This window comes from Sphingomonas sandaracina (assembly GCF_036663695.1).
Taxonomy (GTDB): Bacteria; Pseudomonadota; Alphaproteobacteria; order Sphingomonadales; family Sphingomonadaceae; genus Sphingomonas.
In genome coordinates this window covers 687,719-712,962 of record NZ_JAXOJK010000001.1, presented here as the reverse complement: position 1 = coordinate 712,962, position 25,244 = coordinate 687,719, and the positions used below count along the sequence as shown (strand labels likewise).

The following is a 25,244-nucleotide window of genomic DNA, read 5'->3' as shown; positions in this document are numbered from 1 at the left end:
CCCTCCGGGGAGGGGGCTGGGGTGAGGGGCTGTTCCAGACGTCGCACTGCTTGGCTGCCCCCCACCCCGACCCTCTCCCCGAAGGGGGGAGGGAGAGCCGCATTATGCGCGGTTGGCGGCGCTCAGGACCGCGCGGACCGAGGCAGTCGCGATGTCGGTGTCCATGCCGACGCCGAACACAGTCTTGCCCTCGGCCGTGCGACATTCGACATATGCGGCGGCCTGCGCGTCCGCGCCGTGGCCAATCGCGTGCTCGTTATAATCGACCACGTCGAGCGTCGGCCCGGTCGATTCCGTCAGCGCCGAGATCACGCCTGAGATCAGCCCGTTGCCGCGCCCCGAGATCGACCGCTCCTCGCCATCGATCGCAACGCGGCCGATGAAGACGCGATGCCCCGACGCACCGCTCTCCTCATAGTCGCGCAACTCTACGCGATCGTCCGCCTGCGGCATGTACGTCCGCTCGAACAGGCCCCAGATGTCCGCCGCGTTCAGCTCACGGCTGGTCTCGTCGGCATAGGCCTGAACGTGGCGGCTAAAGTCCGCCTGCAACCGCTTGGGCAGCTTCAGCCCCTTGTCCTGCTCGATCACCCAGGCGACGCCGCCCTTGCCCGACTGCGAGTTGACGCGGATCACAGCCTCGTAGCTGCGGCCGAGATCGGCGGGGTCGATCGGGAGATACGGCACCTCCCACAAGGTGTCGTTCTTCGCCTCCTGCGCCGCGAACCCCTTCTTGATCGCGTCCTGATGCGACCCCGAGAACGCGGTGAACACGAGGTCGCCGGCATAGGGCGTGCGCGGGTGGACCGGGATGTTCGTGCAGTAATTGACCGTGTTCACGACGCCGTCGATGTCCGAAAGGTCGAGCTTCGGGTCCACCCCTTGTGTGTACATGTTGAGCGCGACGGTCACGAGATCGCAGTTGCCGGTGCGCTCGCCATTGCCGAGCAGGCAGCCCTCGACGCGGTCAGCGCCCGCCATCATGCCGAGCTCCGCCGCCGCGACGCCGGTGCCGCGGTCGTTGTGCGTGTGCAGGCTGATCGCCACCGCGTCACGGTTGCGGATGTGGCGCCCGAACCATTCGATCTGGTCCGCATAGATGTTCGGCGTCGCGCACTCGACGGTGGCGGGCAGGTTGAAGATGATCGGGGTGTCGGGCGTCGGCATCAGCACGTCCATTACCGCCTCGCAGACCTCGAGGCTGAAATCGAGTTCGGCGGTCGAGAAGGTCTCCGGGCTGTATTCGAACTGCCAGCGGACGTTCGGTTGCTTGGCGGCCTCGTCGCGCAGCACCTTGGCGCCGTCGATCGCGATCTGCTTCACCTGCGCGCGGTCCATGCCGAACACGATTTTCCGCCACGCAGGCGACACCGCATTATACAGATGCACGATCGCGGTCTTCGCGCCGACCAGGCTGGCGAAGCTCGTTTCGATCAGGTCGCGGCGTGACTGGGTCAGCACCTGGATCGCGACGTCGTCGGGGATGCGCCCGGTCTTCACCAGTCCGGAGATAAAGTCGAACTCGGTCGCGCCGGCGCTTGGGAAACCGACCTCGATCTCCTTCAGCCCGACTTTGCAGAGCAGGTCGAAGAAGCGCGTCTTCTTCTCGGCATCCATCGGGTCGATCAGCGCTTGGTTGCCATCGCGCAGATCGGTGGAGAGCCACCGCGGCGGCTTGACGATGGTCTTCGACGGCCATTGGCGGTCGGGCAGGTCGATCTGGGGAAAGGGGCGGTATTTGGTCGATGGGTCGCGCAGCATGGCTCGTGTCTCTCGTATCGTCGGGAGCGTTCGGGTCAGCCCTTAGGCGCGAGGCACGGGGCGTGGCCACCGCGCAAACGATCGGCGCGCCTAAGGGCGCGTAAGTCGAAGCAGCAGGAGGCGGCCATGCGTCATCGCGAGTTCCCTACCGCGCGGGCGGTGTATGTGTCCAGCGCGATAGGGAATGCGGTCGATTATTGCGCGGCGAACGCCGCGTTGATCGTCAGGTCGACCTTGTCCGACACGACCGGGGCATACGCACCGATGTTAAAGTCGCTGCGCTTGATCGAGGTCGTCGCACGGAAGCCGAAGTTCAGCTTCTTGTTCATCGGGTTCGCGCCTGCGCCGATGAAGGTCGCCTGCAGCACGACCGGCTTGGTGACGCCCTTGAGCGTGAGGTTGCCGGTGATCGTCGCCTTGTCGCCGGTCGCGACGACTTTGGTCGAGACGAACTTGGCGGTCGGATAGGTCGCGGCGTCGAAGAAGTCCTTCGACTTCAGATGGCCCGCGAACGGCGCGGACGTGACCGCGAGCTGGTCGATCGCGAAGTTCACTTCGACCTTGGTCGCGTTCGGCTTGGTGGGATCGATCGTGATGCTACCCCCCGACGCGCCGAGCTGCCCTTCCAGCATCGAGAAGCCCATGTGGTTGACCTGCCACGTGACCTGCGTGTGGTTCGCGTCGACCGCGTAGGTGCCGGCGGTCACGCGCGCCTTGACGGGTGCGCCGGGGATGGCGGCGGTTTGTGCGAGAACGGGTGCGGCGGTGAGGGCGAGGATCGTGGCTAGGACTAGGCGCATGCGGGGTCTCCTGTTGATCGCGCGATGCTGGCCGAGGTAAGGGGGCGCGTCAAACGGCGTTATGCCAACGGTGTGTTTCGGAATTGGGTCGGTGGGGCGGGGGGCAGGGGCGCCGCACCGTCTTGTTCCCCCGCGGAGGCGGGGCCCCAGCTAAACCAAGGTCACCGCCCGAGACCCTGGACCCCCGCGTTCGCGAGGGAACAAGAAAGGGGAACGCCTTTCCCGACGAAGACTACCACCCCGGCGAAGGCCGGGGCCCAATTGGGGGACGTCTCTAACGGAAGACAGCGTTCCGTTACTCGAATCTTCCCAATTGGGGCCCGGCCTTCGCCGGGGTGGTGTGGAGCGCGCGGAAGCGGCCAGCCCGTCGGACCCGGCGAAGCCGTGCCCCATGGGCAAGCTCCGTCGTGCCGGCGGCGCTCACGCGCGTTCGCGCGCTCGCGCTCGCGTCAGTTCTTCGCCTTATCGACGAGAGCATTCTTCCCGATCCAAGGCATCATCCCACGCAACTCCGACCCGATCTTCTCGATCGGATGCGCCAGCGCCTGCTTACGTGCCGCCTTCAGCTCAGGCTGCCCCGCGCGGTTATCCAAGATGAAGTTCTTCACGAACCGCCCCGACTGGATGTCGGCCAGCACGCGCTTCATCTCGGCCTTGGTCTCCGACGTGATGATCCGCGGCCCCGTCGTGATGTCGCCATATTCGGCGGTGTTCGAGATCGAATAGCGCATGTTGGCGATGCCGCCCTCATACAGCAGGTCGACGATCAGCTTGGTCTCGTGGAGGCATTCGAAATACGCCATTTCGGGCGCGTAGCCGGCCTCGACCAGCGTCTCGAACCCGGCCTGGATCAGATGGGTGATGCCGCCGCACAGCACGGCCTGCTCGCCGAACAGGTCGGTCTCGCATTCCTCGCGAAAGTTGGTCTCGATGATCCCCGAACGCCCGCCGCCGACGCCGCTGGCATAGGCGAGGGCGATGTCATGCGCGTTGCCCGACTTGTCTTGGTCGATTGCGATCAGGCAGGGAACGCCGCCGCCGCGGACATATTCGCTGCGCACGGTGTGGCCGGGGCCCTTGGGCGCGATCATCATGACGTCGAGATCGGCGCGCGGCTCGATCAGGCCGAAATGCACGTTGAGGCCGTGGGCGAAGGCGATCGTCGCGCCCTGCTTGAGGTTGTCGTGCAGGTCGGCGGCGTAGATCGCCGCCTGATGCTCATCAGGCGCGAGGATCATGACGATGTCGGCCCAGGCGGCGGCCTCGGCGTTCGACTTGACCGCGAAGCCGGCCTCGATCGCCTTCTTGGCGGTGGCCGAACCTTCGCGCAGTGCGATCGCGACGTCCTTGACGCCTGAGTCGCGCAGGTTTTGCGCGTGCGCGTGACCCTGCGAACCGTAGCCGACGATCGCGATCTTCTTGTCGGTGATGAGGTTCAGGTCGGCGTCGCGATCGTAATAGACACGCATTGGATTCTTCCTTCTTTCGTCATTCGGGCTGTCGCCGGAACCCAGGGTTGCAGGCGGCGCCATGTGTGGCTCTGGATCCTGACTTTCGTCAGGATGACGCAGTAAGTTAAGCGGGCTCTTTGCCGCGGGCGATCGCGACGATGCCGGTTCGGGCGACTTCGATCAGACCGACTTCGCCCATAAGTTCGACGAACTTGTCGATCTTGTCGATCCCGCCGGTGACCTCGAACACGAAGCTCGATGTCGTCGCATCGACGACGCGCGCGCGGTAGACGTCAGCGAGGCGCAGCGCCTCGATCCGGTGGTCGCCGGTGCCGCGGACCTTCACCAGCGCGAGCTCGCGTTCGACATGCGCGCCCTGTGCCGTCAGGTCGGTGACCTTATGGACGGGGACCAGCCGGTCGAGCTGGGCGATGATCTGCTCCATCGTCGCCGGCGACGCGCTGGTGACGATCGTGATCCGGCTGACCGACTTGTCCGCGGTGATCTCGCTGACCGTGAGGCTCTCGATATTATAGCCGCGCGCGGTGAACAGGCCGGCGATCCGAGCGAGGATGCCCGGTTCGTTGTCGACGATGACGGCGAGCGTATGCCGCTCGGCCTTTTCCTGGGAAATGTGCATGACTAGCCTTCTCCCCTCCCTGACAGGGAGGGGCCGGGGGTGGGTTGGTTTCGATCGGAGGCGGCGGTGGCCAAAGCAGGCCGACCCACCCCCAACCCCTCCCTTCCAGGGAGGGGCGCAGAAGACGAATACGCCATCACACCAGCGCCTTCGCTTCGTCGTCCATCGTGCCGGACACTTCGTTCGCCTGCAGGATCATGTCGGTATGCGCAGCGCCCGACGGGATCATCGGGAAGCAGTTGGTCAGCTGCGACACGCGGCAATCGACGATCACCGGGCCGTCATAGGCCAGCATCTCGGCGATGCCGCCGTCGAGCTGGTCGCGCGTCTCGATCAGGATGCCCTTCCAGCCATACGCCTCGCCGAGCTTCACGAAATCGGGCAGCGAATCCGAATAGCTCTCGGCATAGCGGCTCTCGTAGGTGAGTTCCTGCCACTGGCGGACCATGCCCATATACTGGTTGTTGAGGATGAAGATCTTCACCGGCAACCGGTACTGCGTGGCGGTCGCGAGCTCCTGGATGTTCATCTGGATCGACGCTTCGCCGGCGATGTCGATCACCAGCGCGTTCGGGTTGCCAAGCTGCGCGCCGATCGCAGCGGGCAGGCCGTACCCCATCGTGCCGAGACCGCCGCTGGTCAGCCACTTGTTCGGCTTCTCGAACCCGAAATGCTGCGCGGCCCACATCTGGTGCTGGCCGACCTCGGTCGTGATGATCGGCGAGCGCGTATGCGTCGCGTCGAACAGCGCCCGGATCGCGCGCTGCGGCATGATCTCGGTCGGGTCGTTCTCGGGGAAATCGAGACACTTCACCGCGCGCCAGCCGGCGATCCGCCGCTGCCAGTCGGTCGTGTTGGGCTTTGGATGCTGGCGGCTCTTCCAGATCCGCACCATGTCCTCGAGCGCATGACCGACGTCCGCGATGATCCCGAGATCGACGCGTACCGTCTTGTTCACCGACGAGCGATCGATGTCGATGTGCACCTTCCGCGAGTTCGGGCTGAACGCGTCGAGCCGTCCGGTCACGCGGTCGTCGAAGCGCGAGCCGAGCGCGACGACGAGGTCGGCCTGGTTCATCGCCATGTTGGCCTCGTACGTGCCGTGCATCCCGAGCATGCCGAGCCACTGTGGCCCCGATGCGGGATAGGCGCCAAGGCCCATCAGCGTCGACGTCACCGGCGCGCCGGTGATGCGGACGAGTTCGCACAGCAACTGGCTCGCAGCCGGACCCGAATTGATGATGCCGCCGCCGGTGTACAGAATCGGACGTTCGGCCGCGGCGAGCATGTCGACGAGCTGCTCGATCTGCGACTGGTCGGCCTTGACCTGCGGGCGATAGGTCTTGTGCTGGATCGGGCCCGGCTTCTTGTACCGCGCGGTCGCGACCTGCACGTCCTTGGGAATGTCGACGACCACCGGGCCCGGACGCCCCGAGGTGGCGATATGGAACGCCTCGTGGATCACGTCGCCAAGCTTGGCGGGATCCTTCACGAGATAATTGTGCTTCGAGCAATGGCGGGTGATGCCGACGGTATCGGCCTCCTGAAACGCGTCGGTGCCGATCAGCGCGGTGGGCACCTGGCCGGTGATCACGACCATCGGGATCGAATCCATCAGCGCGTCGGTGATGCCGGTGACCGCGTTGGTCGCGCCGGGGCCGGAGGTGACGAGCACCACGCCGGGCTTGCCGGTCGAGCGTGCGTAACCCTCGGCGGCATGCGTCGCGGCCTGCTCGTGGCGCACCAGAATGTGCTTGATCCGACCGCCGTTCGAATTGTGGCGAAACAACGCGTCGTAGATCGGCAGCACGGCACCACCCGGATAGCCGAAGACGACCTCCACGCCGAGATCGCACAGCGCCTCGATCAGGATATCGGCTCCACTCTTCTCGGTCATTTCAAATCATCCTTTGCGAGAACGCTGCCTTTAGCGTCTCGTGGAGGGGCCGGCTACCGATATAAAAGATGCGTGTCAAACATCATTTCAGCAATATAGTTTCAAATTGTTGCAAGCGCGTTTGCTGGTCGAAGGCTTCGGTGCGGGTCCAGTCGGCGGGCGGCTGGTGCCTGAGCCACGTATATTGGCGCTTGGCATAGCGCCGAGTGGCGAGCGATCCCGCAGCGATGGTGTCGGGTTCTGAAACTTCGCCGCGGACGAAGGCGCTAACCTCGGGCACGCCGATCGCGCGGCGGATCGGGGCGTCCTGTGGGATATCGGTGCGCGCGAGCAGCGTGGTGATTTCCGCGCGGCTGGTGTCGGCCATCTCGGCGAAGCGCTGATCGATGCGCGCGTTTAGCCAGTCGCGGTCGGGGAGCAGGATCAGCGCGCGGACGTCGATCGTCTCGCCTATCCCGCCCACACGTTCGGTCTGCCAGTCTGCAAGCGTCCGGCCGGTACCGCGGACGACTTCGAGGGCACGGGCGACGCGGGTGGTGTCGGCGGGGGCGAGCCGCGCCGCGGCGGCGGGGTCCAGTTCTGCAAGCGCAGCGTGTGCGACCGCGACGGGGAGGGCGCGCACATGCTCGCGCAGGGCTGGATCGATCGCGGGTACGGGAGCGATGCCGTCGAGCAACGTACGCACATAGAGTCCCGTACCACCGACTAGGATCGGCAGCCTGCCCTCGGCCAGCGTCTCGCGGATCGCCTGCGTCGCCTCCGTCGCCCAACGCGCAGCGGAATAGCTGGCATCGGCAGCGTCGACATGGCCGAACAGCCGATGCGGGGCGCTCTCCTCCTCCTCGGCCGATGGGCGCGCGGTTAGAATGCGGAGATCGGCATAGACTTGGGCCGAATCGGCATTGATTACGACGCCCCGGTGTTTGGCGGCGATCGCCAGCGCCAGCGCGGACTTGCCGCTTGCGGTCGGCCCTGCGATGAGCGCGACCTTCGGCAACGCGCACTGTGGTTTGGAGTACGGCATGTTCACCGCAACGCTTATAGCCTCGGGCACGCTGACCGCAGGCGATATTTCGACCGGCATGGACCGGCTGTGCGCGGCAGGGTGCGTGCCCGCGATCAGCGGCTGGATCGACGAGGGCGCCGCCGCTGACTTGATCTTCGGCATGGCGCCGGATGCGGCCCGGGTTGCGCTGGAGGGCGCGTTCGCCAAGACCGATGTTGTCGTGCAGTCCAGCCTTTCCCGCACCAAGTCCCTGCTGGTCGCCGATATGGATTCGACGATGATCACCGTCGAGTGCATCGACGAGCTCGCCGACTATGCCGGGATAAAGCCCCAGATCGCCGAGATCACCGAACGCGCGATGCGCGGCGAACTCGATTTCGAGGCGGCGCTCGATGCGCGTGTGGCGCTGCTCAAGGGGCTGGCCGAAACCGATATCGAACGCTGCCTTGCCGAGCGCGTGACGATCATGCCGGGCGCGAAGGCTATCGTGCGGACGATGCGCGCGCGCGGGGGGACGGCGGTGCTGGTATCGGGCGGCTTCACGCGGTTCGCCGAGCCCGTGGCGAAGGCGATCGGCTTCGACCGGGCGATCGCCAACGTGCTGGAGATCGAGGGCGGCGTGCTGACGGGGACGGTGACCAAGCCGATCGTCGGATCGAACACAAAGCTGACGACGTTACGCACAGCGATCGCCGCGCGCGGTATCCCGGTCGAAGAGTCGCTCGCGGTAGGCGATGGCGCCAACGACCTGGCGATGATCGAAGCGGCGGGGCTGGGGGTGGCGTACCACGCCAAGCCGGTCGTCGCGGCGGCGGCGGCGGCTCGCGTGGATCATGGCGACCTGACGGCGCTGCTTTACGCACAGGGTATCGCGAAGCGCGACTGGGTGTTGGACTAGTTTTCACCCCTCCCTGGAAGGGAGGGGCAGGGGGTGGGTCGGCTTCCGCGTTACCCGAACTGAATGGCTCCAGCTGGCCTACCCACCCCCAACCCCTCCCCGTCAGGGAGGGGCGAGGAAGTGCGTCAGCCCTTCGCCAGTGGTGTACCGCTCGCCGCGCAGACATACGTGGCCAGTTCCTCACGCAGCGGCAGTCCCTTGATCGGCCGCAACGGGCCGTCATGCGCGATGTTGGTTTCGACCAGCGCGCGGTTCGGGCCGACGCCTAGGACGTGGAACAGGCGCTTGGCGCAATCCGTTTCGGTGCGCGCATAGGCGACCTTGCCGTCATGCTCCTGTCGCAGGATCGCGATGATCGTGCCGCCGACGGCCTTCCGCTCGCGCAACAGGAAATGGCGCGATGTCGGATCGGACGGGGTCGGAATCAGCCGGCCCTTGACCGTCAGTTGCTCGGGTTTGGGCACGGCCACTTCGGTTTCGGCGAGATTGCGCAACGAAACGCCGTTCTCCACGATCGTATCGGAGGTGTTAGTCGCAGGCTGCTGGCCAGAACACGCGGTCAACAGCGTTGCGCCGGCAAGTGCCAGCGCCAAGGTCTTCAAAATCATCCATCTAGCTCCCGGTCGATGTCCAAACGAAACGACCGACGGGAAGAAACGATCCTATTGCCGCCTGTGCCTTAGTGCGGCGGCTTGCGCGTCTCGAGCCTTTCCGGCTTCGTGGGCTCGCACGCGCGGCGGATTGGCTGGCAGGCTATGCCAACCGACGAGCAGCCCTGCTTCCCGTCGGTCGGACAAGCGCGACATTGCTGTTTCACATCGACGCAGGACTGCGGCGTGGACAGCAAGGCAGGCGCCACAAACAGCATCATGTCAGCCCCTGATTGCGTAACTGGAGGCTGAGAAAGCAGCCCTGATCAAGGCGCGACGATCACGCACGGGACGCCGGCCGACGCACAGGCGCGCGTCGCATCCGCCTTGGTCGCGAAACCGCCGGCCTGAAGGCGCGTCACGGTACCGGCCTTTGGATAAAAGGGCTGTGCACCACGCAGCTTGCCACGGACCCGGTTCCAGAGCGTCTCCGCATTGGCCTGATCGCGGAACGCACCGAGCTGCACGCGCCAATTGCCGGTCGCGCGAACGACGGCATGTTTGGGATTTACAGGCTTGGCGGCAGCTGCCGGCTTGATCGCGCTCCGCTCCGGCTTCGGAGGCGGCGTTGAAGCTACAGGCTCGCGAACCGGTCCCGGCACGCGTGCAGGCAACGAACTGGCGGGCAGCTTGGCAGGACGCGGCATTGCCGCGGAACGGGCGGCAGGAACGGCGGTCACCCCGACCGTGGTGCGCGACGCCGGCGACGGCGACGCCTGGGCTTGCAACGCATAATGTTGCGCCAATGCCGTGCCCTTCTCGCGGTCGGCCGGCGATATGTATTGGTCCATCTGGGTCAGGGTCTGCGAGGCGGATTGCAGCCCGGATGCCGAGGCCCGGCTCATCAACGCATAGGCGCGGGGCAGATCACGCGCCACGCCGTCGCCATTGAACAGCATCGTCCCCAGCACAAGCTGCGTCCTGGGCTCGCCGCGCGCTGCCGATTTCTCGAGCCACGGCAGCGCCTCTGTCTTCTTGCCCGACTGGAACAACGCCAGGCCGTAATTGTCTTCGGCTTGGAGGTGCCCCTGCATCGCCGCCTTGCGGAACCAGCTTTCGGCCAGCGTAAGGTCTAGCGGGACGCCGCGACCGAGCTTGTACGCCTGGGCGAGATTGAACTGTGCATCGGGGTCGCCGGCAATCGCTAGCGGGCGCCAAACGCCGACCGCGCGGGAGAAGTCGCCTTTCGCCCAAGCGTCGACCCCGGATTTGACGTCGGCTCCAGCCGGTGCCGCGGCCGACACGCGATCCGCCGTCAGCGTGCCACCCGTCGCCAGCATGCTGCTCAGCACCACAGCACCCCAGAAACGTCCGTGCCCAGCCTTCATCGGTCTACCTCGTATCAGTATCGCACCACCATGCCGCCGTTCGTCGTGCAAGGGAAGGCGGACAAGGGCTTCTGTCCTGATTGGATCCATTTCGACGTCTATAATCCAACCAATATGACGCCGCGTTAACCTATTCTTATGCCCGCGCGTGGCATTCCCCCGGTCAACTAAAGGGGTTCGGGGGTTATGCGCGTTCTAGCGTTCGCATCGCAGAAGGGGGGATCTGGAAAGACCACTCTGACGGGCCACCTTGCGGTCCAGGCCGAACGTGCCGGGCAGGGCCCTGTCGTGCTGATCGACATCGATCCGCAGGCGTCGCTGTCGGACTGGTGGAACGAGCGTGTCGCGGACGAGCCCGCCTTTGCGCAAACGACCGTCTCGCGCCTTGCCGCCGATCTCGAAATCCTCCGCCAGCAGGGGTTCAAGCTGGCCATGATCGACACCCCGCCGGCGATCACGATGGCGATCCAGAGCGTTATTCAGGTCGCCGAACTCATCGTCGTGCCGACCCGTCCGAGCCCGCACGATCTGCGCGCGGTCGGCGCCACCGTCGACATGTGCGCCCGTGCGGGCAAGCCGCTGATCTTCGTCGTGAACGCCGCGACGCCCAAGGCCCGGATCACGGCCGATGCGGCGTTGGCCCTGTCGCAGCACGGTACCGTCGCCCCGGTCATCATCCACCAGCGCACCGATTTCGCAGCATCGATGATTGATGGCCGGACCGTGATGGAGGTCGACGCGAAGAGCCGGTCGACCGCCGAGATCGAAGCGCTGTGGACCTATGTCTGCGATCGTCTGGAGAAGAATTTCAGACGCACCGTCTTCGCTGTCCCCTCGGCTCCGGCGAACCGTCCGGCCGCCGTCGGCTTTGGTCGCCGGGTCGTGGTTTAAGGCGATGTCTCAGTCCAAACCTATGGCGTCCCTGTCGCCGTCTCTGCTGGCCCGCAAGGGTAGCGCCCGTCCGGCGATGCGATCGCAAGATCTGAGCGGCCCGGTGCAGACCCAGATGCAGACCGAGACAGGCGAGGATCTCGGCTGGAACGATATGGGTGCCGAACCTGACCGCGATGGGGTCCCTCCCGTGCTGATCGAACGCGACGCGCTGGAAAGCGAACTCGAACAGCGCACCCTCGCCACGACGTCGGTATCGCTGGCCGCCGCGACCCGCATCGGACGCGAGGCCGCGGCCAAGACGCGCGATACGAAAGCGGCGTTCACGCTGCGTCTCGATGCCGATCGACACCTGAAGCTCAGGCTGGCCAGCGCCGTCACCAGAAGCTCGTCGCAGCAGCTGGTGATCCAGGCGCTCGACGATTTTCTGCGGCGTCTGCCTGAGGTCGATGCGCTCGTCGCGCAACTGCCGCGGGCAAAGCCTCGCAAACGATAGAACAGGGACAGTCCCGATGAAGACGCGTGCATTTCTGATTGGCGGTTTCTCCGCCTTTCTGCTCGGCGGACCGATGGTTGGCTGTGCGGCCAATGGCGGCAGCGTGGCATCGGCCAGCGACCGCAGCGCCGCGCTGGCAGCCAAGGGGGCGGCAAAGGCTGCGGCCGGCGACGCGGGTCGGGCACAAACCGCCTTGGCGAGCCGCAACGCGCCTGCGGCGGTCGGATACGCCGAGCGCGCAGTGGCGCTGATGCCGCGATCGGCCGGCTACCGCATGCTGCTCGGGCAAAGCTATCTTCAGGCGGGTCGCTTCACCTCGGCGGGGCACGCCTTCGCCGATACGCTTCAACTGTCGCCGGGCAACGGCAAGGCCGCACTGAACCTCGCGCTGTCGCAGATCGCGACGGGCGATTGGCAGACGGCCCGGCAGACGCTCGAGACCAATGCGGCAATCATCCCGGCGAGCGATCGCGGTCTGGCGATGTCGCTGGCCGGTGATACGGCGGGCGGGATCGCGGTCCTGACCGAGGTCGCCCGGTCGCCCCAGACCAATTCGAAGGTCCGGCAGAATCTCGGGCTGAGCCTTGCGCTTGCGGGGCAGTGGCAATCGGCGCGCGTCGTCGCGGCGGCGGACATGGCGCCTGCCGACGTCGATGCCCGGCTTGAGCAATGGGCCATTTTCGCACAGCCGGCCAAGGCATCGGATCAGGTCGCGAGCCTGCTCGGCGTACGCGCGGCGGCGGACGGCGGCCAGCCCACCGCACTGGCGCTTAACACGCCGTCCCCGATATCGCCGTCACCGATGGCGCCCGAAGCTCAGGCATTGGCATCGGCGGACCCGACGGTCGTCACCGCGCCGTTCGCGACAGCGTCCGCAGCGGCACCCTTACCGGCGTCGGGATATTCCACCGTCACGTTCGGACCTGCGCGCGAGGTCGCACAGTCGTTGCCCGCAATGATGCTTCGGCCGAGCGGCGGTCCGATCAAGGTCGCCGCGTCGCGCGGCGTGATGACGGCGGCGACGCCTGCCAGGGCGCCGATCGAATCGCGAGCGGCGGGCAACTGGTATGTCCAGCTTGGCGCGTTCGAGAGCGCGGGCGTCGCGAAAGATGCATGGGGACGCGCATCGCGTCGCTTCGCGGCACTCGCGGGCCACACCCCGAACGGCATGACTTTCAAGACCGGCGGCGAAGACTTTTATCGGCTGTCGGTCGGCGGCTTCAGTCGCGCCGCTGCCGATACGGTATGCCGCCAGTACCGCGCGCGAGGAGGCAACTGCTTCGTCCGGCGCGGCGCGGGTGATGCGATGGCGCAGTGGGTGCGCGCCAACAATACGCAGATGGCCTCGCGGTTCTGATCTCAGCGAACCTCGCGGCCGCCCTTCCAGAGTCGCAGCACCCGGCCCTGGACGGGTAGCCCGTCGAACGGCGTGTTGCCGGCGGTTGCGGAGAACGCGTCGCCGACGATCTGCCACGGCGCGTTCTGGTCGAACAGCATCACGTCTGCCGGCTTGCCCGGCTCCAGCGTACCGGTGTCCACGCCCAGCACTCGCGCCGGGTTGCGCGCCAGCAACGCGAACAGCCGTTCGAGCGTCAGGAGCTCGTCGCGGACCAGCATCAGTGCAAGAGGCAGCAGCGTTTCGGCACCCGCCATGCCGCTTGCGGAATCGGCGAACGGCAGGCGTTTTTCCTCGGGGCCGCGCGGATCGTGACCCGAGGACACTACGTCGATCGTACCGTCGGCGATCGCGTCCAGCGCGGCGCGGCGGTCGCTCTCGTTGCGCAGCGGCGGCGACAGAAGCGCGAAGCTCCGGAAATCGCTGACCGCGATCTCCGACAGATGCAGATGCGCAGGCGTGATGCCGCAGGTGACCGCGACACCGCGACGTTTTGCGGCGCGAACCAGATCGAACCCGGCCGCGGTGGTGACCTGGCGGATGTGCAGTCGCGCGCCGGTGTCTTCGACCAGCATGAGGTCGCGCGCGATCGCCAGCGCCTCGGCAATCGCAGGCGCGGCAGGCAGGCCCAGGCGTGTCGCCGTCTCGCCTTCGGACGCGACCGCGCCGATCGTAAGCCCGCCGTCCTCCGCATGTGTGATAACCGTTACGTCGAGGTCACGCGCATAGGCCAGCACGCGCCGCATCACACCGCTGTCGGCGACCCAATGCCGGCCCGTACCAACCGCTCTTGCGCCGGCCGACAGGCAGATCGCCATCTCGGCAAGGTCATGGCCTTCGAGGCCGCGCGTGGCGGCTGCGATCGGGTGGATCCAGAGGTCCGGCTTGCCGATCAGCGCGGCACGCTGAACGATGCCTGGGTCATCCAGCACCGGCGACTGGTCGGGCATCAGGCCGATGCGGACGATCCCGCCCACGCGGAACGCGGCGCGATCGACCTTGGCGACGCCCAGGTCGACGATCCCCGGCGCCAATGTCTTGCCACCGCACTCGACCACCTGCGCGTCGGCAGGAATGGCGATGGTCCCGGACGCGACGATCACGCCGTCCTTGACCAGCAAATTGCCCTTCGAAACCCCGCCGACGGGGCATACGAGCGTGGCATTGGTCAGCGCGAGGATCATGCCCAACCCTCCACGCCGCGCGCGCGCCGCGTCAACACGTCCAGGCACGCCATGCGGACGGCTACTCCCATCTCGACCTGCTCGGTAATCGCCGAACGCGCATGGTCGGCGACCGCGCTGTCGATCTCGACGCCGCGGTTCATCGGGCCGGGATGCATCACGAGCGCATCGGGGGCGGCCTTGGCCAGCCGGTCGAGCGTCAGCCCGTAGCGCAGGCGATATTCGCGTGTGGAGGGGACGTACGCGCCGTCCATCCGCTCGCTCTGGAGCCGGAGCATCATCACCACGTCCGCACCCTCCAAGGCCTTGTCGAAATCGGTGAACGGGGTGACGCCCATCCGCTCGATCATCGGCGGCAGCAGCGTGGAGGGCGCGCAGACGCGGACCTCCGCGGCAAGCGCGGTGAGCGCCAGGATGTTCGACCGCGCGACGCGGCTGTGCAGAAGATCGCCACAGATCACGACGCGCTGCCCCGCGATCGAGCCTTTCCGCCGCCGGATCGTCAGTGCATCCAGCAACGCCTGGGTCGGATGCTCGTGGCGCCCGTCGCCCGCGTTGAGCACCGGGCAATCCACCTTGTCCGCGATCAATCGCACGGCGCCCGACGACATATGGCGGATCACGATCACGTCCGCGCGCATCGCGTTGAGCGTCATGGCGGTGTCGATCAGCGTCTCGCCCTTTTTAACGCTCGACTGCGCCGCGTGCATGTTGACGACGTCGGCCCCGAGCCGTTTCCCCGCGATCTCGAACGACAGCAATGTGCGCGTCGAGTTCTCGAAGAACGCGTTGATCTGAGTGAGCCCAGCGAGCCGCTTGTCAGGCGTGGCATGAGTCCGGTTCGCACCGACCCAGGTCTCGGCCTCGTCCAGCAGGAACGCGATCTCGTGCGGCTGGAGCCCGTCGATGCCGGTGAGATGCCGGTGCGGAAAGACGGCGCCGCCTTCGATGAGGGCGGCGGGGCGGTGATCTGAGTTTCGCATTAAAGCTGCGGGATAGTGGCGGCGGGGGCAGGGGGCAAGGGGCAAGGGGCGGCCCCCGCGGCGTCGAAAGTTGTGATGCGGATCACCTTCCCACCGTCCGTCATCCTGGACTCGATCCAGGATCCAGAGCCGAGCAGTGCGCCGCTCTTGGCTCTGGATCCTGACTTTCGTCAGGATGACGGGCGAGTATCAGATGTGCCCCGTCACCAGCGCATCGATCGCGCCCTGCAGGATGTAGGCGGCGGCCATCTTGTCGACGAGTTCGGCGCGTTTGGCACGGCTCGCGTCCTGTTCGATCAGCGTGCGGGTGACCGCGACGGTCGACCAGCGTTCGTCCTGGAGCAGGATCGGCAGGCCCATGTCCTTGAGGTTCTGCGCGAACGCTCGTGTCGATTGCGAGCGCGGGCTTTCGCTGCCGTCGAGGTTGATTGGCAGGCCGATCACCAGGCCGACGACATTCTGCGCCTTGATGATCTCGGCGAGCGCAGCCTTGTCTTTCTGAAACTTCGTGCGGCGGATGAGGATGGCAGGGCTGGCGAAGCTCCAGCCGGCGTCGCAGAGCGCGGTACCGATCGTCTTGGTGCCGACGTCCAGACCAATCAGCCGGCCGCCGTTCGGGAGCGCGTCGCGGAAGAGGGCGGGGGAGAGGGTTATCATCGTTTGAAGGCTTCAAGGCGGCGGTTGGCGTCGGCGCGGACGTTCGCCCAGAACAGGCTGTAGTCGTAGACGTGGTAGTTGTTGCCGGGCAGCACGTACGGCCCGAGGCTTGGCGGCTCGCCAATCAGGAGAAGGCCGCGGTCGGCGCAGCGCGCGGGGACGCTGCCGACGGCGAGCGTTGCGGTCTTGAGATCGGCGGACGGCACGAGCGTCCCCAGGTTGGCGGTGGCGGGCGCGGTCGCGTCGGCGGTGCCGGTCAACGGGTTGGTGCAGACGATCGGGGTGTCCTTGCGCGGCTGGCCGTTGAAGCCGGTAGTCTGGTCGTAGGCGTCGACGATCAGCGACGGATCCGCAGGCTCGGCAAAGCTTTCCCATGACAGAATGCAGCCGGTCTGGTCGGCAGCGCGACATTCGGGAAGGCCCATGCGCGGCAGGTCGGTCGCGCGCGAAACGGGCCAGCCGACCACGTACGCCGCGACGATCCTTGCCTTCAGCTTCGGATCGGTGGCGATGCGGTCGCGGAGCAGGCGGGTTAGGTGCAGCGCGCCCTGGCTGTGCCCGGCGAGGATGATCGGGCGGGTCGGGCCGGCTTCCTTGAGGAACCGGTCGAACGCGGCAGAGACGTCGCCATACGCCAGCGCCAGCGCGCGTTCGCTGTCGGCGACGCTGGTCAGGAACGCGCCGAACGTCGCTTGACGATACCGCGGCGCCCAGATGTCGCCAGCTTCGTTGAACGCACTTGCCTGGCCGCGAAGGAACAACTCCGCCCGCGCATTGGTCTCCGGATCGTCGATCGGCGCGTTCCAATGGTCGCGGTTGATGTACGACGTCGGATGGATGAAAAAGATCGCCGCGCCCTTGCCGCGTTCGCCGGGGGAGTAGCCGGGCGGCGTCCAAAGTGCGGGATTGCCGGGCGCGTCTGCGCGCGCGAGCCACATGATCTTTCGCGCATAGATGTTGCGCGGTGCTTCTCGTTGCGCCTTGAACGTCTCGGTCGGGACCATCACTGCACGCATCAACTGCGTGCCGAACAGCCGATAGGCGAGCAAGGCGGCGATCGCCAGGACGATCATGGCGGCGACGAAATAGAGGAACTTGCGGGCCAAGCGGGACCTTCCGTGCAGGCGGTCCGGCTCCCGTGCCGCAAGCTGTGGCTTGTTGCAATCGGTGCGTTCTCGTTGGTGAAAATGGCGGCGGCGCGGAAATGCCTCGTTCCCCCGCGGAGGCGGAGGCCCAGGATCTCGGGCGGTATCGTCTGTAATCCTGGGCCCCCGCCTCCGCGGGGGAACCAGAAGAAGACGCGGAGCTAGAAGGGTGTTGCGCGCCCGCGTCGCGCGGTGCTAGCCGCAACCCATGTCCGTAGATACTGCAACCGTGAAGCGGATCGCGAGCCTTGCGCGCATCGCGATCACCGACGAGGACGCCGCCCGCATGGCGCCGGAACTCGGAAACATCCTTGGCTGGATCGAGATGCTCGAAGAGGTCGACACGACCGGTATCGAGCCGATGACCGCCGTCATCCCCAACACGCTGCGGCTGCGCGACGACGTCGTCAACGCCGACCCGCTGACCGGCGGCGGCATCCGCGAGCAGGTCCTCGCCAATGCGCCCGCAGCAGAGCACGGGTTCTTCGCCGTGCCGAAGGTGATCGAATAATGACCGACCTCACAGATCTCGGGATTGCCGGCATCCGCGACGGCGTCCGCGATGGTTCCTTCAAAGCCCGCGAAGTTGCCGACGCGTTCATCGTAAAGGTGAGCCAGGCCAAGGCGTTGAACGCGTTTCTTGTCGAGACGCCCGAACACGCGATCGCCGCAGCCTCCGCCGCCGATACCGCGCGCGAGGCAGGCGAGACGCTCAAGCCGCTGGCCGGCGTGCCGATCGGCATGAAGGACCTGTTCTGCACGAAGGGCGTCACGACGACCGCGGCGAGCCACATCCTCGAAGGCTTCACGCCGACCTACGAGTCGACCGTCTCGCAGAATTTGTGGGACGCGGGCGCGGGGATGCTCGGCAAGCTGAACATGGACCAGTTCGCGATGGGCTCGTCGAACGAGACCTCCGCGTTCGGCAACGTGATCTCGCCGTGGAAGCGCAACGACGGCGGTAACGCGTCGCTCGCGCCCGGTGGGTCTTCGGGCGGTTCGTCCTCGGCAGTCGCCGCGCGGCTCTGCCCCGGCGCGACGGGCACCGACACCGGCGGTTCGATCCGCCAGCCCGCCGCATTCACCGGGATCAGCGGCATCAAGCCGACCTATGGCCGCTGCTCGCGCTGGGGGACGATCGCGTTCGCCTCGTCGCTTGACCAGGCGGGGCCGATGGCACGCGACGTTCGCGACTGCGCGATCCTGCTCGAGGCGATGGCCGGGTTCGATGCGAAGGACGGTACCTCGTTGCAGCTCGACGTTCCCAAATGGGAAGCGGGTTTGTCCGGCAATCTCAATGGCCTGCGCGTCGGGATTCCCAAGGAATATCGCGTCGACGGGATGCCCGAGGAGATCGAGGCGCTCTGGCAGCAGGGCATCGACTGGCTCAAGGATGCCGGCGCGACGATCGTCGAGGTCTCGCTCCCGCACACCAAGTACGCGCTGCCCGCCTATTACATCATCGCGCCCGCCGAAGCGTCGTCGAACCTCGCACGCTATGACGGCGTCCGCTACGGCATCCGCGACCTGCCGACCGGCGCCGGCCTGCAGGACATGTACGCCGCGACGCGTGCGGACGGCTTCGGCCCCGAGGTGAAGCGTCGCATCATGATCGGCACGTACGTTCTGTCGGCCGGCTTCTACGACGCCTATTACACGCAGGCGCAGAAGGTCCGGACGCTGATCGCGCGCGATTTCGAGCGGGCTTGGGAGACGTGCGACGTTCTGCTCACCCCGACCGCACCGTCGGCCGCGTTCGCGCTCGGCGAGAAGTCGGCCGATCCGATCGCGATGTATTTGAACGACGTATTCACCGTGCCGTCTTCGCTCGCAGGGCTGCCGGCGATGTCGGTGCCGGGTGGGCTCGACAAGCAGGGCCTGCCGCTTGGGCTGCAGATCATCGGCAAGCCGCTCGACGAGCAGGGCGTGCTGAACGCAGGGCTCGCGATCGAACAGCGTGCCGGGTTCGTCGCGCGACCGGAGAGCTGGTGGTAAGCGACCGCGCCTTCGTCAGCCGCAACATCGCGGTCCTGCGCGAGGCGCAGGCCGCGCTGAACGTGGCGTTTGGCGCGATCCTCAGCGCGTATGTCGGCGTGTCGTTGTCGGAAATCGACAACCACCCGTTCGACCATCACGTTCTCGCCCGATTCTTCATCGGTATCGCCGTATTCATCCTGTGCCTGTGCGTCGGCAACAGCGTCATCATGCGAGCCGAATTTCGGCTTGGCGCGATGTTCCTGATCTTTTCCGCGGTAGCGGGGTATTGCGCGCATCATGAAGCGCTGCGGCTGGGTTTCGAAGGCGCGATCCTTCGCATCCTGGCGGCAAGCTGGGTCGTCAGCCTGCTCGGCAGCAATGCGGTGCTGACCGCTATCAACTATATTCATCATCGGAATCGGACATGAGCGACTATCGGATCCAGGGCGAAACCGGCGAGTGGGAGGTCGTGGTCGGCCTCGAAGTGCACGCGCAGGTGACGTCGAACGCCAAGCTGTTCTCGGGCGCGGCGACCGCGTTCGGCGCGGAGCCCAACACGCAGGTGTCGCTGGTCGATGCGGCGATGCCGGGGATGCTGCCGGTCCCGAACCGCGAGTGCATCCGCCAGGCGGTCCGCACGGGTATGGCAATCGAGGCGCAGATCAACAAATGGTCGCGGTTCGACCGTAAGAATTACTTCTACGCCGATCTCCCGCAGGGCTATCAGATCAGCCAGCTCTATCATCCGATCGTGGGCGAAGGCGCGATCGACATCAGCCTGGACGATAAGAACCCGGATGCCGCCGGCAAGCGGATCGGCGTCGAGCGTATCCATGTCGAGCAGGATGCCGGCAAGCTGATGCACGACCAGCATCCGACGCAGAGCTATGTCGACCTCAACCGGTCGGGCGTCGCGCTGATGGAGATCGTGTCGAAGCCCGATCTGGCATCGCCTGCCGAAACAGGCGCTTATCTGCGGAAGCTGCGATCGATCCTGCGCTATGTCGGCTCGTGCGACGGCAACATGGAAGAGGGCTCTATGCGCGCCGACGTCAATGTCAGCGTGCGCAAGCCGGGCGACGAGCTGGGCACGCGGACCGAGACGAAGAACGTCAATTCGGTGCGCTTCGTGATGGCGGTGGTCGAGCAGGAGGCGAAGCGCCAGGTCGAGGTGCTTGAGGCCGGCGGCAAGATCCAGCAGGAGACGCGGCTGTACGATCCCGACCGCAACGAGACGCGCTCGATGCGGTCGAAGGAAGACGCGCATGATTATCGCTACTTCCCCGATCCCGATCTGTTGCCGCTGGTGCTCGACGATGCGTTTCTGGCCGAGTGCCGCGCGTCGCTGCCGGAACTCCCCGATGCGAAGCGTGCGCGCTACGAGGCGCTCGGGATCGCGCCGTATCAGGCGACGGTGCTGACCGCCGAGGTCGAGGCCGCACGGTGGTTCGATGCGTTGTTGGGTGCAGGCGTAAAGCCGCCAGCCGCTGCGAATTGGACGACGTCGGAGCTGTTCGGGGCGCTCAATCGGACGGGCAAGGACATCGAGAACTCGCCGGTATCACCGGCACAGGCGGCGGAATTGCTGGGGCTGATCGCGGACGGCACGCTGTCGGGCAGTCTCGCTAAGCAGGTGTTCGAGGTGATGCTTGAGACTGGTGACGGCGCGGCAAAGGTGGTCGAGGACCGCGGGTTGAAGCAGACCAGCGATACCGGGGCTATCGAGAAGGTGATTGCCGAGGTGATGGCGGCGAATGCGGACAAGGTCGCGGACTACCGGGGCGGCAAGGACAAGCTGTTCGGGTTCTTTGTGGGCCAGACGATGAAGGCGATGGGGGGGAAGGCTAACCCCGCGGTGGTGAACGAGCTGCTGAAGACGGCGCTTGGGGAGTCGGTGGCTTCGTAACGCTCCGACTTCCATGCCTTTCCCCACACCTAAGGTTCTTCCGCGAAGGCGGGAGCCCAGGGTAACAGAGCGCAGCGCTGCTTGATTCCTGGGCCCCCGCGTTCGCGAGGGAACAGAAGGAGGGGCATCTCCCCAAACTGAACCACCCCGGCGAAGGCCGGGGCCCAATTGGGGGACGGTGCTGACGGAGGGCAGCGCCTCATTACTCCGGACGTTCCAATTGGGCCCCGGCCTTCGCCGGGGTGGTAGTTGGGTGAGGTTGGGTCGGGTTGAAAGCGAGGGCTGGGCGGAGCAGCCTTACGCATCCACCTTCTGCGGATGATGCGGCACCAAAATCAGCGTGTTCTCCTCCACGCGCCACGATGCCAGCCGCGACAGGAAGTTCATCCCCAGCACGTTGGTATCCCCGAACGCCGGCGACACCACCACCTGCAAATCGCGCGCGACGATCGCGCCGAGGCGCAAATCCGCGATCGTCCCCGTCTTCGCCGCGATAGACCCATTGGCGGTCTGCAAGACGATCGGCACCACCCCGACCCGCGCCTGGATCCCCGCATCCTCCGCAGTCTGCTCCGAAATCGCGGTGATCGTCGCACCGCTGTCGATCAGCAGCCGCTGGCTTACTCCGTCGATGGTCGCCCGCGCCCAGAAGTGCCCATCCGGCGACATGCGAATGCGGACTTCGCCGCCGACCACCTGCTGGTCCTCGATCTTCAGAAACCGCGCGATCTTGCCGACATAGGGATCGAACTGCCGACGCTGGTCGACCGCGACGAACAGCAAGCCGACCAGCACGAGCGTCATGCCGATATTCACGAGCGTGCGCACGATCGGAATGCGCTGCGCGACCACCAGCACGACGACGGCAATGCCAAGCGCAACGTAGAGCGTGTGTGGTTGGTCGGGGGTGGGAAACGTAAAGATCGGCGGGTCCTGAAAAGTTGTGAAAGCAATGTCTTAGCGTAATCGCTACAACCTGTATCGGTGCTGACCGGGTAGGGGAGAACTGAAGCTACCGAAGGGACCGATCCGAAACCGTTCGGATTGTGGTTCCCCTGGATTGCGCGCCTCCCTCGGACCGGCTCCACTGCACCCGGGGGATCGATACATGGCGATCAGATTGGCAATGACGGTCGCGTTCCTGTTGCTCGCCTCTAGGCAGACGTCTGCCGCGACGCACGTGTCCGGCGACGCACGGCGCCTAGCGGCCATGACCCCTGCGCAATTTCAGGCTCTCGCCACGCTTCACGACGACGATCTGGACACGATCGCGACGGTCACCACCGCGGACGGGTTTGTCGAGCGAAGGCCGCTGCTGGGACTGGCACCCGATGACGTCTTTCTCCGTGCCTTCATCGACAAGAAGACGGGACGAGCTGCCTACCAAGTCTACGCCACGATGCGGTATCGCGGCTATGGGTGGGCGGATTGGAGGGTGGCGAACTACGCCGCGCCTACCGGGCCCCGATCGATACCGACCCGGCGCATAGTGCGCCTGCGGGGGGCCTGCTCACGGAGCCTTCCATGCCCACGGTCGGAAACCATCGGGTTTGCCGTTGAAGCGGCGCTGTTGAAGGCTAATGCAGCGCTGTATTCCCCTGAAACGAACACGCGTTGGCGCTTCAAGGTTCTGGCGCGCGACGGTCAGGAACGTAGCCTATCGCTCTCGACGGCGGAGATCGCCGGATTGCTGATGGCGGTCGATGCCTATCGCAGCGACCGCCATTTGCCGAACTTCTGACGAGGATTTCCCGCCTATTGCGCGTCGGCGTCCTGGTTCTTCACGACACCACCGGTCCCACCGACGCCGTCGTGCAGACCGCTGTCGGTGAACGTCTCGGGTTCGTCACCGCCTTCGCCGCGCTCGGCTGCGTCGGAGCGGGACTCCACTGCCTGTTCGATATCGCTACGGGTGTCCTCGTCACGGTCCTCGGGGAGCGTTTCGGGGTTCGTACCGGAATGTGGATCGCTCACGCTCAAAACTCCGGCTGAACGGGCGCGGGATCGTTCGACGGTGCACCCGGAGCAGGCACGTCGATGTCCGGTGCTGGCGGATTGAACTCGGGCGGTGGCGCGGTCGGCTCGACGGGCTGCGTCGGAGTCGGGAACTCTGCCGGGGGTTGGGTAGCCATGATGTCTCTCCTTCTCGGTGCTTAACGCGCGTAATCATGCGGAGTTGCCTATGTGCTTGCCCCCGCATGCTTCGTTGGTATAGACGCGCCCGCTACGGCGATGTCCTGTGCGGGCGTGGCGGAACTGGTAGACGCGCTTGGTTTAGGTCCAAGTATCGCAAGATGTGGGGGTTCGAGTCCCTTCGCCCGCACCAGCCCGCCGCGTAGGCGAGGCGACCGCCCGAAGAAATTATCCCGAATGCTCTTATAACAAAGGCCGGACATGCAGACTGTCGAGACGTTGAACGAGGGCCTCAAGCGCGCCTTTACGCTCACCATCACCGCGAAGGATATCGATGCCAAGGTCGATGTCGAGCTGAAGCGCCTCGCGCCGCAGATGAAGATGCCGGGCTTCCGTCCGGGCAAGGTGCCGGCCAACCTCATCCGTAAGATGCACGGCCCGGCCCTGACCCAGGACGCGCTGAACGCGGCGATCCAGGAGGGCGTCCAGACGCTCGTTGCCGAGAAGCAGCTTCGCCCCGCGATGCAGCCTTCGGTCGAGCTGGAAGACGGCTATGACCTTGGCAAGGACGCCGTGGTCAAGGTCGAGATGGAGGTCCTCCCGCAGGTCCCGGCACCGGCGATCGACAGCCTGAAGCTCGAGCGCCTTACCGTGCCCGTCGCCGACGAGGCGGTCACCGAGCAGCTCCAGAAGTTCGCGGACCAGCAGAAGAAGTGGGATGACGCAGCCGACGATTATGTCGCGGCGATGGGCGATCTCGTCACCGTCGATTTCGTCGGCAAGACTGCCGACGGCGTCGCGTTCGAGGGCGGCACCGGCACCGACATGGGCGTTGAGCTCGGTTCGGGTCGTCTCATCCCCGGCTTCGAGGATCAGCTCGTCGGCGTGAAGACCGGCGACGACAAGGTCCTGAACGTGACCTTCCCCGAGGAGTATCAGGAGAAGTCGCTCGCAGGCCAGCCGGCGACGTTCGACATCACCGTCAAGTCGGTGAAGACCGCAGGCGAGAGCGCGATCGACGAGGATCTGGCGAAGTCGCTGGGTCTCGAGAGCTTGGAGCAGCTCACGGGCCTGCTCAAGAGCCAGGTCGAGCAGGAGCATAACGGTCTCACGCGCACGCATATGAAGCGCAAGCTGCTCGATCAGCTCGCCGAGGGTCACGACTTCGAGGTTCCGCCGTCGATGGTCGAAGCCGAGTTCAACCAGATTTGGTCGCAGCTTCAGCACGAAGCCACGCACGAGGCCGATCCCGAGGCGGCGATGGCCGAGATGGAAGGCGAGCGCGACGATTACCGCAAGATCGCCGAGCGTCGCGTGCGTCTGGGTCTGCTCCTGTCCGAAATCGGACAGGCGAACGGCGTCGAGGTTTCGAACCAGGAAATGCAGCGTCTCCTCGCCCAGGCAGCGCAGCAGTATCCCGCGGAGCAGCGCCAGCAGTTCATGCAGTACATCCAGCAGGAGCCGATGGCGGCAGCTCAGCTGCGTGCGCCGCTGTACGAGGACAAGGTCGTCGACTTCCTGTTCGAGAAAGCCGAGATCACCGACCGCGAAGCGACGCGCGAGGAGCTTGAGGCCGCGATCGAGAGCGAGGACGGGTTCGCCAGCGGCACGCACACGCATGATCACGACAATCACAAGCCAAAGAAGAAGGCCGCTGCCAAGAAGGCCAAGCCAGCTTCGGACGAGGTCGCTTCGGATGACGTCGTGACGGACGAGGCACCTGCTTCGGACGCAGCGGACGAGGCCAAGCCTGCGAAGAAGGCGCCTGCCAAGAAGAAGGCCGCTCCGGTCGAAGCGGAGACCGCCGTGACGGAATCGTCGCCGGTTGCTGCCGAGAACGCAGAGGGCACCGACGCCGCCGACGCACCGGTGAAGAAGCCGCGCGCGAAGAAGGCTCCGACCAAGACCGAGGCGTAAGCTTCCCCTCCGTCATGCCGGGCTCGTTCCGGCATCCACCGTTCCGCACGCTCTCAAGCCGATGAGCGGGCGGAACGGTGGACCCCGGTACAGGTCCGGGGTGACGGAGTGGGTGGGACCGGTATGAG

General features: G+C 65.9%; 25 protein-coding genes and 1 tRNA gene. 11 read left to right on the top strand and 15 right to left on the bottom strand.

Annotated elements, in window-relative coordinates; translation table 11 throughout:
- Positions 1-102 precede the first annotated feature (102 nt).
- The 6 genes from leuA to miaA form a co-directional block, all read right to left on the bottom strand.
- Positions 103-1,761, bottom strand: a complete 1,659-nt coding sequence (leuA, locus tag U1707_RS03150) for a 2-isopropylmalate synthase (protein ID WP_332798658.1) — start codon at positions 1,759-1,761, stop codon at positions 103-105.
- Between the two features lie 194 nt (positions 1,762-1,955).
- Positions 1,956-2,561, bottom strand: a complete 606-nt coding sequence (locus tag U1707_RS03145) for a YceI family protein (RefSeq protein WP_332798657.1) — start codon at positions 2,559-2,561, stop codon at positions 1,956-1,958.
- Between the two features lie 449 nt (positions 2,562-3,010).
- On the bottom strand, positions 3,011-4,030 hold the full coding sequence (ilvC, locus tag U1707_RS03140; protein ID WP_332798656.1) for a ketol-acid reductoisomerase: 1,020 nt from the start codon (positions 4,028-4,030) through the stop codon (positions 3,011-3,013).
- A gap of 106 nt (positions 4,031-4,136) precedes the next feature.
- Positions 4,137-4,652: an acetolactate synthase small subunit gene (gene ilvN / locus U1707_RS03135; RefSeq protein WP_056048113.1), complete on the bottom strand. Its 516-nt coding sequence runs from the start codon at positions 4,650-4,652 to the stop codon at positions 4,137-4,139.
- A gap of 136 nt (positions 4,653-4,788) precedes the next feature.
- A complete protein-coding gene (locus U1707_RS03130) occupies positions 4,789-6,549 on the bottom strand; it encodes an acetolactate synthase 3 large subunit (RefSeq protein ID WP_332798655.1) in 1,761 nt (586 codons plus the stop codon).
- A gap of 82 nt (positions 6,550-6,631) precedes the next feature.
- Positions 6,632-7,573, bottom strand: a complete 942-nt coding sequence (gene miaA / locus U1707_RS03125) for a tRNA (adenosine(37)-N6)-dimethylallyltransferase MiaA (protein ID WP_332798654.1) — start codon at positions 7,571-7,573, stop codon at positions 6,632-6,634.
- Between miaA and serB the strand changes: the two genes are divergently transcribed.
- Positions 7,572-8,453 carry a phosphoserine phosphatase SerB gene (serB, locus tag U1707_RS03120; protein ID WP_332798653.1) on the top strand — a complete coding sequence of 294 codons (882 nt, stop codon included), beginning with the start codon at positions 7,572-7,574 and terminating at the stop codon, positions 8,451-8,453. The two genes, miaA and serB, sit on opposite strands and share 2 nt — an antisense overlap.
- A 125-nt stretch (positions 8,454-8,578) precedes the next feature.
- Here serB and U1707_RS03115 read toward each other — a convergent pair whose 3' ends face one another.
- Both U1707_RS03115 and U1707_RS03110 read right to left on the bottom strand, forming a co-directional pair.
- Entirely contained in the window at positions 8,579-9,061 is a 483-nt protein-coding gene (locus U1707_RS03115) for a hypothetical protein (protein ID WP_332798652.1), read from the bottom strand.
- A gap of 308 nt (positions 9,062-9,369) precedes the next feature.
- Complete coding sequence (locus U1707_RS03110; RefSeq protein ID WP_443025639.1) at positions 9,370-10,431, bottom strand: SPOR domain-containing protein; 1,062 nt, start codon at positions 10,429-10,431, stop codon at positions 9,370-9,372.
- A gap of 186 nt (positions 10,432-10,617) precedes the next feature.
- Here U1707_RS03110 and U1707_RS03105 point away from each other — a divergent pair, with 186 nt between their 5' ends.
- The 3 genes from U1707_RS03105 to U1707_RS03095 all read left to right on the top strand — a co-directional run bounded on the left by U1707_RS03105 (position 10,618) and on the right by U1707_RS03095 (position 13,175).
- Entirely contained in the window at positions 10,618-11,322 is a 705-nt protein-coding gene (locus U1707_RS03105) for an AAA family ATPase (RefSeq protein WP_332798651.1), read from the top strand.
- Positions 11,323-11,437: 115 nt separating this feature from the next.
- Entirely contained in the window at positions 11,438-11,818 is a 381-nt protein-coding gene (locus tag U1707_RS03100; protein ID WP_332798650.1) for a hypothetical protein, read from the top strand.
- A 16-nt stretch (positions 11,819-11,834) separates the two neighbouring features.
- On the top strand, positions 11,835-13,175 hold the full coding sequence (locus tag U1707_RS03095) for an SPOR domain-containing protein (protein WP_332798649.1): 1,341 nt from the start codon (positions 11,835-11,837) through the stop codon (positions 13,173-13,175).
- A gap of 2 nt (positions 13,176-13,177) precedes the next feature.
- On the opposite strand, the gene U1707_RS03090 is transcribed toward U1707_RS03095, so the two are convergent.
- The 4 genes from U1707_RS03090 to U1707_RS03075 form a co-directional block, all read right to left on the bottom strand.
- Positions 13,178-14,398 (bottom strand): dihydroorotase, encoded by a 1,221-nt coding sequence (locus tag U1707_RS03090; RefSeq protein ID WP_332798648.1) that lies wholly within the window; start codon positions 14,396-14,398, stop codon positions 13,178-13,180.
- Entirely contained in the window at positions 14,395-15,381 is a 987-nt protein-coding gene (locus tag U1707_RS03085) for an aspartate carbamoyltransferase catalytic subunit (protein ID WP_332798647.1), read from the bottom strand. The genes U1707_RS03090 and U1707_RS03085 overlap by 4 nt, the downstream gene beginning before the upstream one ends.
- A gap of 189 nt (positions 15,382-15,570) precedes the next feature.
- The gene (ruvX, locus tag U1707_RS03080; protein ID WP_332798646.1) at positions 15,571-16,038 is read right to left on the bottom strand and encodes a Holliday junction resolvase RuvX; all 468 of its coding nucleotides are present in this window, start codon (positions 16,036-16,038) and stop codon (positions 15,571-15,573) included.
- The gene (locus U1707_RS03075; protein WP_332798645.1) at positions 16,035-17,144 is read right to left on the bottom strand and encodes a DUF3089 domain-containing protein; all 1,110 of its coding nucleotides are present in this window, start codon (positions 17,142-17,144) and stop codon (positions 16,035-16,037) included. The genes ruvX and U1707_RS03075 overlap by 4 nt, the downstream gene beginning before the upstream one ends.
- Positions 17,145-17,391: 247 nt before the next feature.
- On the opposite strand from U1707_RS03075, the gene gatC reads away from it, so the two are divergent.
- From gatC to gatB, 4 genes are read left to right on the top strand one after another with little or no spacing between them, the layout of a single operon-like run.
- A complete protein-coding gene (gene gatC / locus U1707_RS03070) occupies positions 17,392-17,694 on the top strand; it encodes an Asp-tRNA(Asn)/Glu-tRNA(Gln) amidotransferase subunit GatC (RefSeq protein WP_192977073.1) in 303 nt (100 codons plus the stop codon).
- Positions 17,694-19,178 carry an Asp-tRNA(Asn)/Glu-tRNA(Gln) amidotransferase subunit GatA gene (gatA, locus tag U1707_RS03065; RefSeq protein ID WP_332798644.1) on the top strand — a complete coding sequence of 495 codons (1,485 nt, stop codon included), beginning with the start codon at positions 17,694-17,696 and terminating at the stop codon, positions 19,176-19,178. Before gatC ends, gatA begins: the two co-directional genes overlap by 1 nt.
- Positions 19,172-19,588 carry a hypothetical protein gene (locus U1707_RS03060; protein ID WP_332798643.1) on the top strand — a complete coding sequence of 139 codons (417 nt, stop codon included), beginning with the start codon at positions 19,172-19,174 and terminating at the stop codon, positions 19,586-19,588. Before gatA ends, U1707_RS03060 begins: the two co-directional genes overlap by 7 nt.
- Positions 19,585-21,066: an Asp-tRNA(Asn)/Glu-tRNA(Gln) amidotransferase subunit GatB gene (gene gatB, locus U1707_RS03055; protein ID WP_332798642.1), complete on the top strand. Its 1,482-nt coding sequence runs from the start codon at positions 19,585-19,587 to the stop codon at positions 21,064-21,066. Before U1707_RS03060 ends, gatB begins: the two co-directional genes overlap by 4 nt.
- 297 nt (positions 21,067-21,363) lie before the next feature.
- Here the strand turns inward: gatB and U1707_RS03050 are convergent, their stop codons facing one another.
- Positions 21,364-21,924 (bottom strand): retropepsin-like aspartic protease family protein, encoded by a 561-nt coding sequence (locus U1707_RS03050; protein ID WP_332798641.1) that lies wholly within the window; start codon positions 21,922-21,924, stop codon positions 21,364-21,366.
- 250 nt (positions 21,925-22,174) lie between these two features.
- Between U1707_RS03050 and U1707_RS03045 the strand changes: the two genes are divergently transcribed.
- A complete protein-coding gene (locus U1707_RS03045) occupies positions 22,175-22,807 on the top strand; it encodes a hypothetical protein (RefSeq protein ID WP_332798640.1) in 633 nt (210 codons plus the stop codon).
- A gap of 14 nt (positions 22,808-22,821) precedes the next feature.
- Here U1707_RS03045 and U1707_RS03040 read toward each other — a convergent pair whose 3' ends face one another.
- Positions 22,822-23,040: a hypothetical protein gene (locus U1707_RS03040; RefSeq protein ID WP_332798639.1), complete on the bottom strand. Its 219-nt coding sequence runs from the start codon at positions 23,038-23,040 to the stop codon at positions 22,822-22,824.
- 2 nt (positions 23,041-23,042) lie between these two features.
- Positions 23,043-23,198, bottom strand: a complete 156-nt coding sequence (locus U1707_RS03035) for a hypothetical protein (RefSeq protein WP_332798638.1) — start codon at positions 23,196-23,198, stop codon at positions 23,043-23,045.
- A gap of 109 nt (positions 23,199-23,307) precedes the next feature.
- On the opposite strand from U1707_RS03035, the gene U1707_RS03030 reads away from it, so the two are divergent.
- Positions 23,308-23,392 (top strand) — tRNA-Leu (locus U1707_RS03030).
- A gap of 68 nt (positions 23,393-23,460) precedes the next feature.
- Complete coding sequence (gene tig / locus U1707_RS03025; protein WP_332798637.1) at positions 23,461-25,116, top strand: trigger factor; 1,656 nt, start codon at positions 23,461-23,463, stop codon at positions 25,114-25,116.
- Positions 25,117-25,244: the final 128 nt, after the last annotated feature.

Bases quoted from the DNA above. Each gene is read 5' to 3' on its own strand.
- leuA (WP_332798658.1), bottom strand. From the start codon at position 1,761: ATGCTGCGCGACCCATCGACCAAATACCGCCCCTTTCCCCAGATCGAC.
- U1707_RS03145 (WP_332798657.1), bottom strand. From the start codon at position 2,561: ATGCGCCTAGTCCTAGCCACGATCCTCGCCCTCACCGCCGCACCCGTT.
- ilvC (WP_332798656.1), bottom strand. From the start codon at position 4,030: ATGCGTGTCTATTACGATCGCGACGCCGACCTGAACCTCATCACCGAC.
- ilvN (WP_056048113.1), bottom strand. From the start codon at position 4,652: ATGCACATTTCCCAGGAAAAGGCCGAGCGGCATACGCTCGCCGTCATC.
- U1707_RS03130 (WP_332798655.1), bottom strand. From the start codon at position 6,549: ATGACCGAGAAGAGTGGAGCCGATATCCTGATCGAGGCGCTGTGCGAT.
- serB (WP_332798653.1), top strand. From the start codon at position 7,572: ATGTTCACCGCAACGCTTATAGCCTCGGGCACGCTGACCGCAGGCGAT.
- miaA (WP_332798654.1), bottom strand. From the start codon at position 7,573: ATGCCGTACTCCAAACCACAGTGCGCGTTGCCGAAGGTCGCGCTCATC.
- U1707_RS03115 (WP_332798652.1), bottom strand. From the start codon at position 9,061: ATGATTTTGAAGACCTTGGCGCTGGCACTTGCCGGCGCAACGCTGTTG.
- U1707_RS03110 (WP_443025639.1), bottom strand. From the start codon at position 10,431: ATGAAGGCTGGGCACGGACGTTTCTGGGGTGCTGTGGTGCTGAGCAGC.
- U1707_RS03105 (WP_332798651.1), top strand. From the start codon at position 10,618: ATGCGCGTTCTAGCGTTCGCATCGCAGAAGGGGGGATCTGGAAAGACC.
- U1707_RS03100 (WP_332798650.1), top strand. From the start codon at position 11,438: ATGCAGACCGAGACAGGCGAGGATCTCGGCTGGAACGATATGGGTGCC.
- U1707_RS03095 (WP_332798649.1), top strand. From the start codon at position 11,835: ATGAAGACGCGTGCATTTCTGATTGGCGGTTTCTCCGCCTTTCTGCTC.
- U1707_RS03090 (WP_332798648.1), bottom strand. From the start codon at position 14,398: ATGATCCTCGCGCTGACCAATGCCACGCTCGTATGCCCCGTCGGCGGG.
- U1707_RS03085 (WP_332798647.1), bottom strand. From the start codon at position 15,381: ATGCGAAACTCAGATCACCGCCCCGCCGCCCTCATCGAAGGCGGCGCC.
- ruvX (WP_332798646.1), bottom strand. From the start codon at position 16,038: ATGATAACCCTCTCCCCCGCCCTCTTCCGCGACGCGCTCCCGAACGGC.
- gatC (WP_192977073.1), top strand. From the start codon at position 17,392: ATGTCCGTAGATACTGCAACCGTGAAGCGGATCGCGAGCCTTGCGCGC.
- gatA (WP_332798644.1), top strand. From the start codon at position 17,694: ATGACCGACCTCACAGATCTCGGGATTGCCGGCATCCGCGACGGCGTC.
- gatB (WP_332798642.1), top strand. From the start codon at position 19,585: ATGAGCGACTATCGGATCCAGGGCGAAACCGGCGAGTGGGAGGTCGTG.
- U1707_RS03045 (WP_332798640.1), top strand. From the start codon at position 22,175: ATGGCGATCAGATTGGCAATGACGGTCGCGTTCCTGTTGCTCGCCTCT.
- U1707_RS03035 (WP_332798638.1), bottom strand. From the start codon at position 23,198: ATGGCTACCCAACCCCCGGCAGAGTTCCCGACTCCGACGCAGCCCGTC.
- tig (WP_332798637.1), top strand. From the start codon at position 23,461: ATGCAGACTGTCGAGACGTTGAACGAGGGCCTCAAGCGCGCCTTTACG.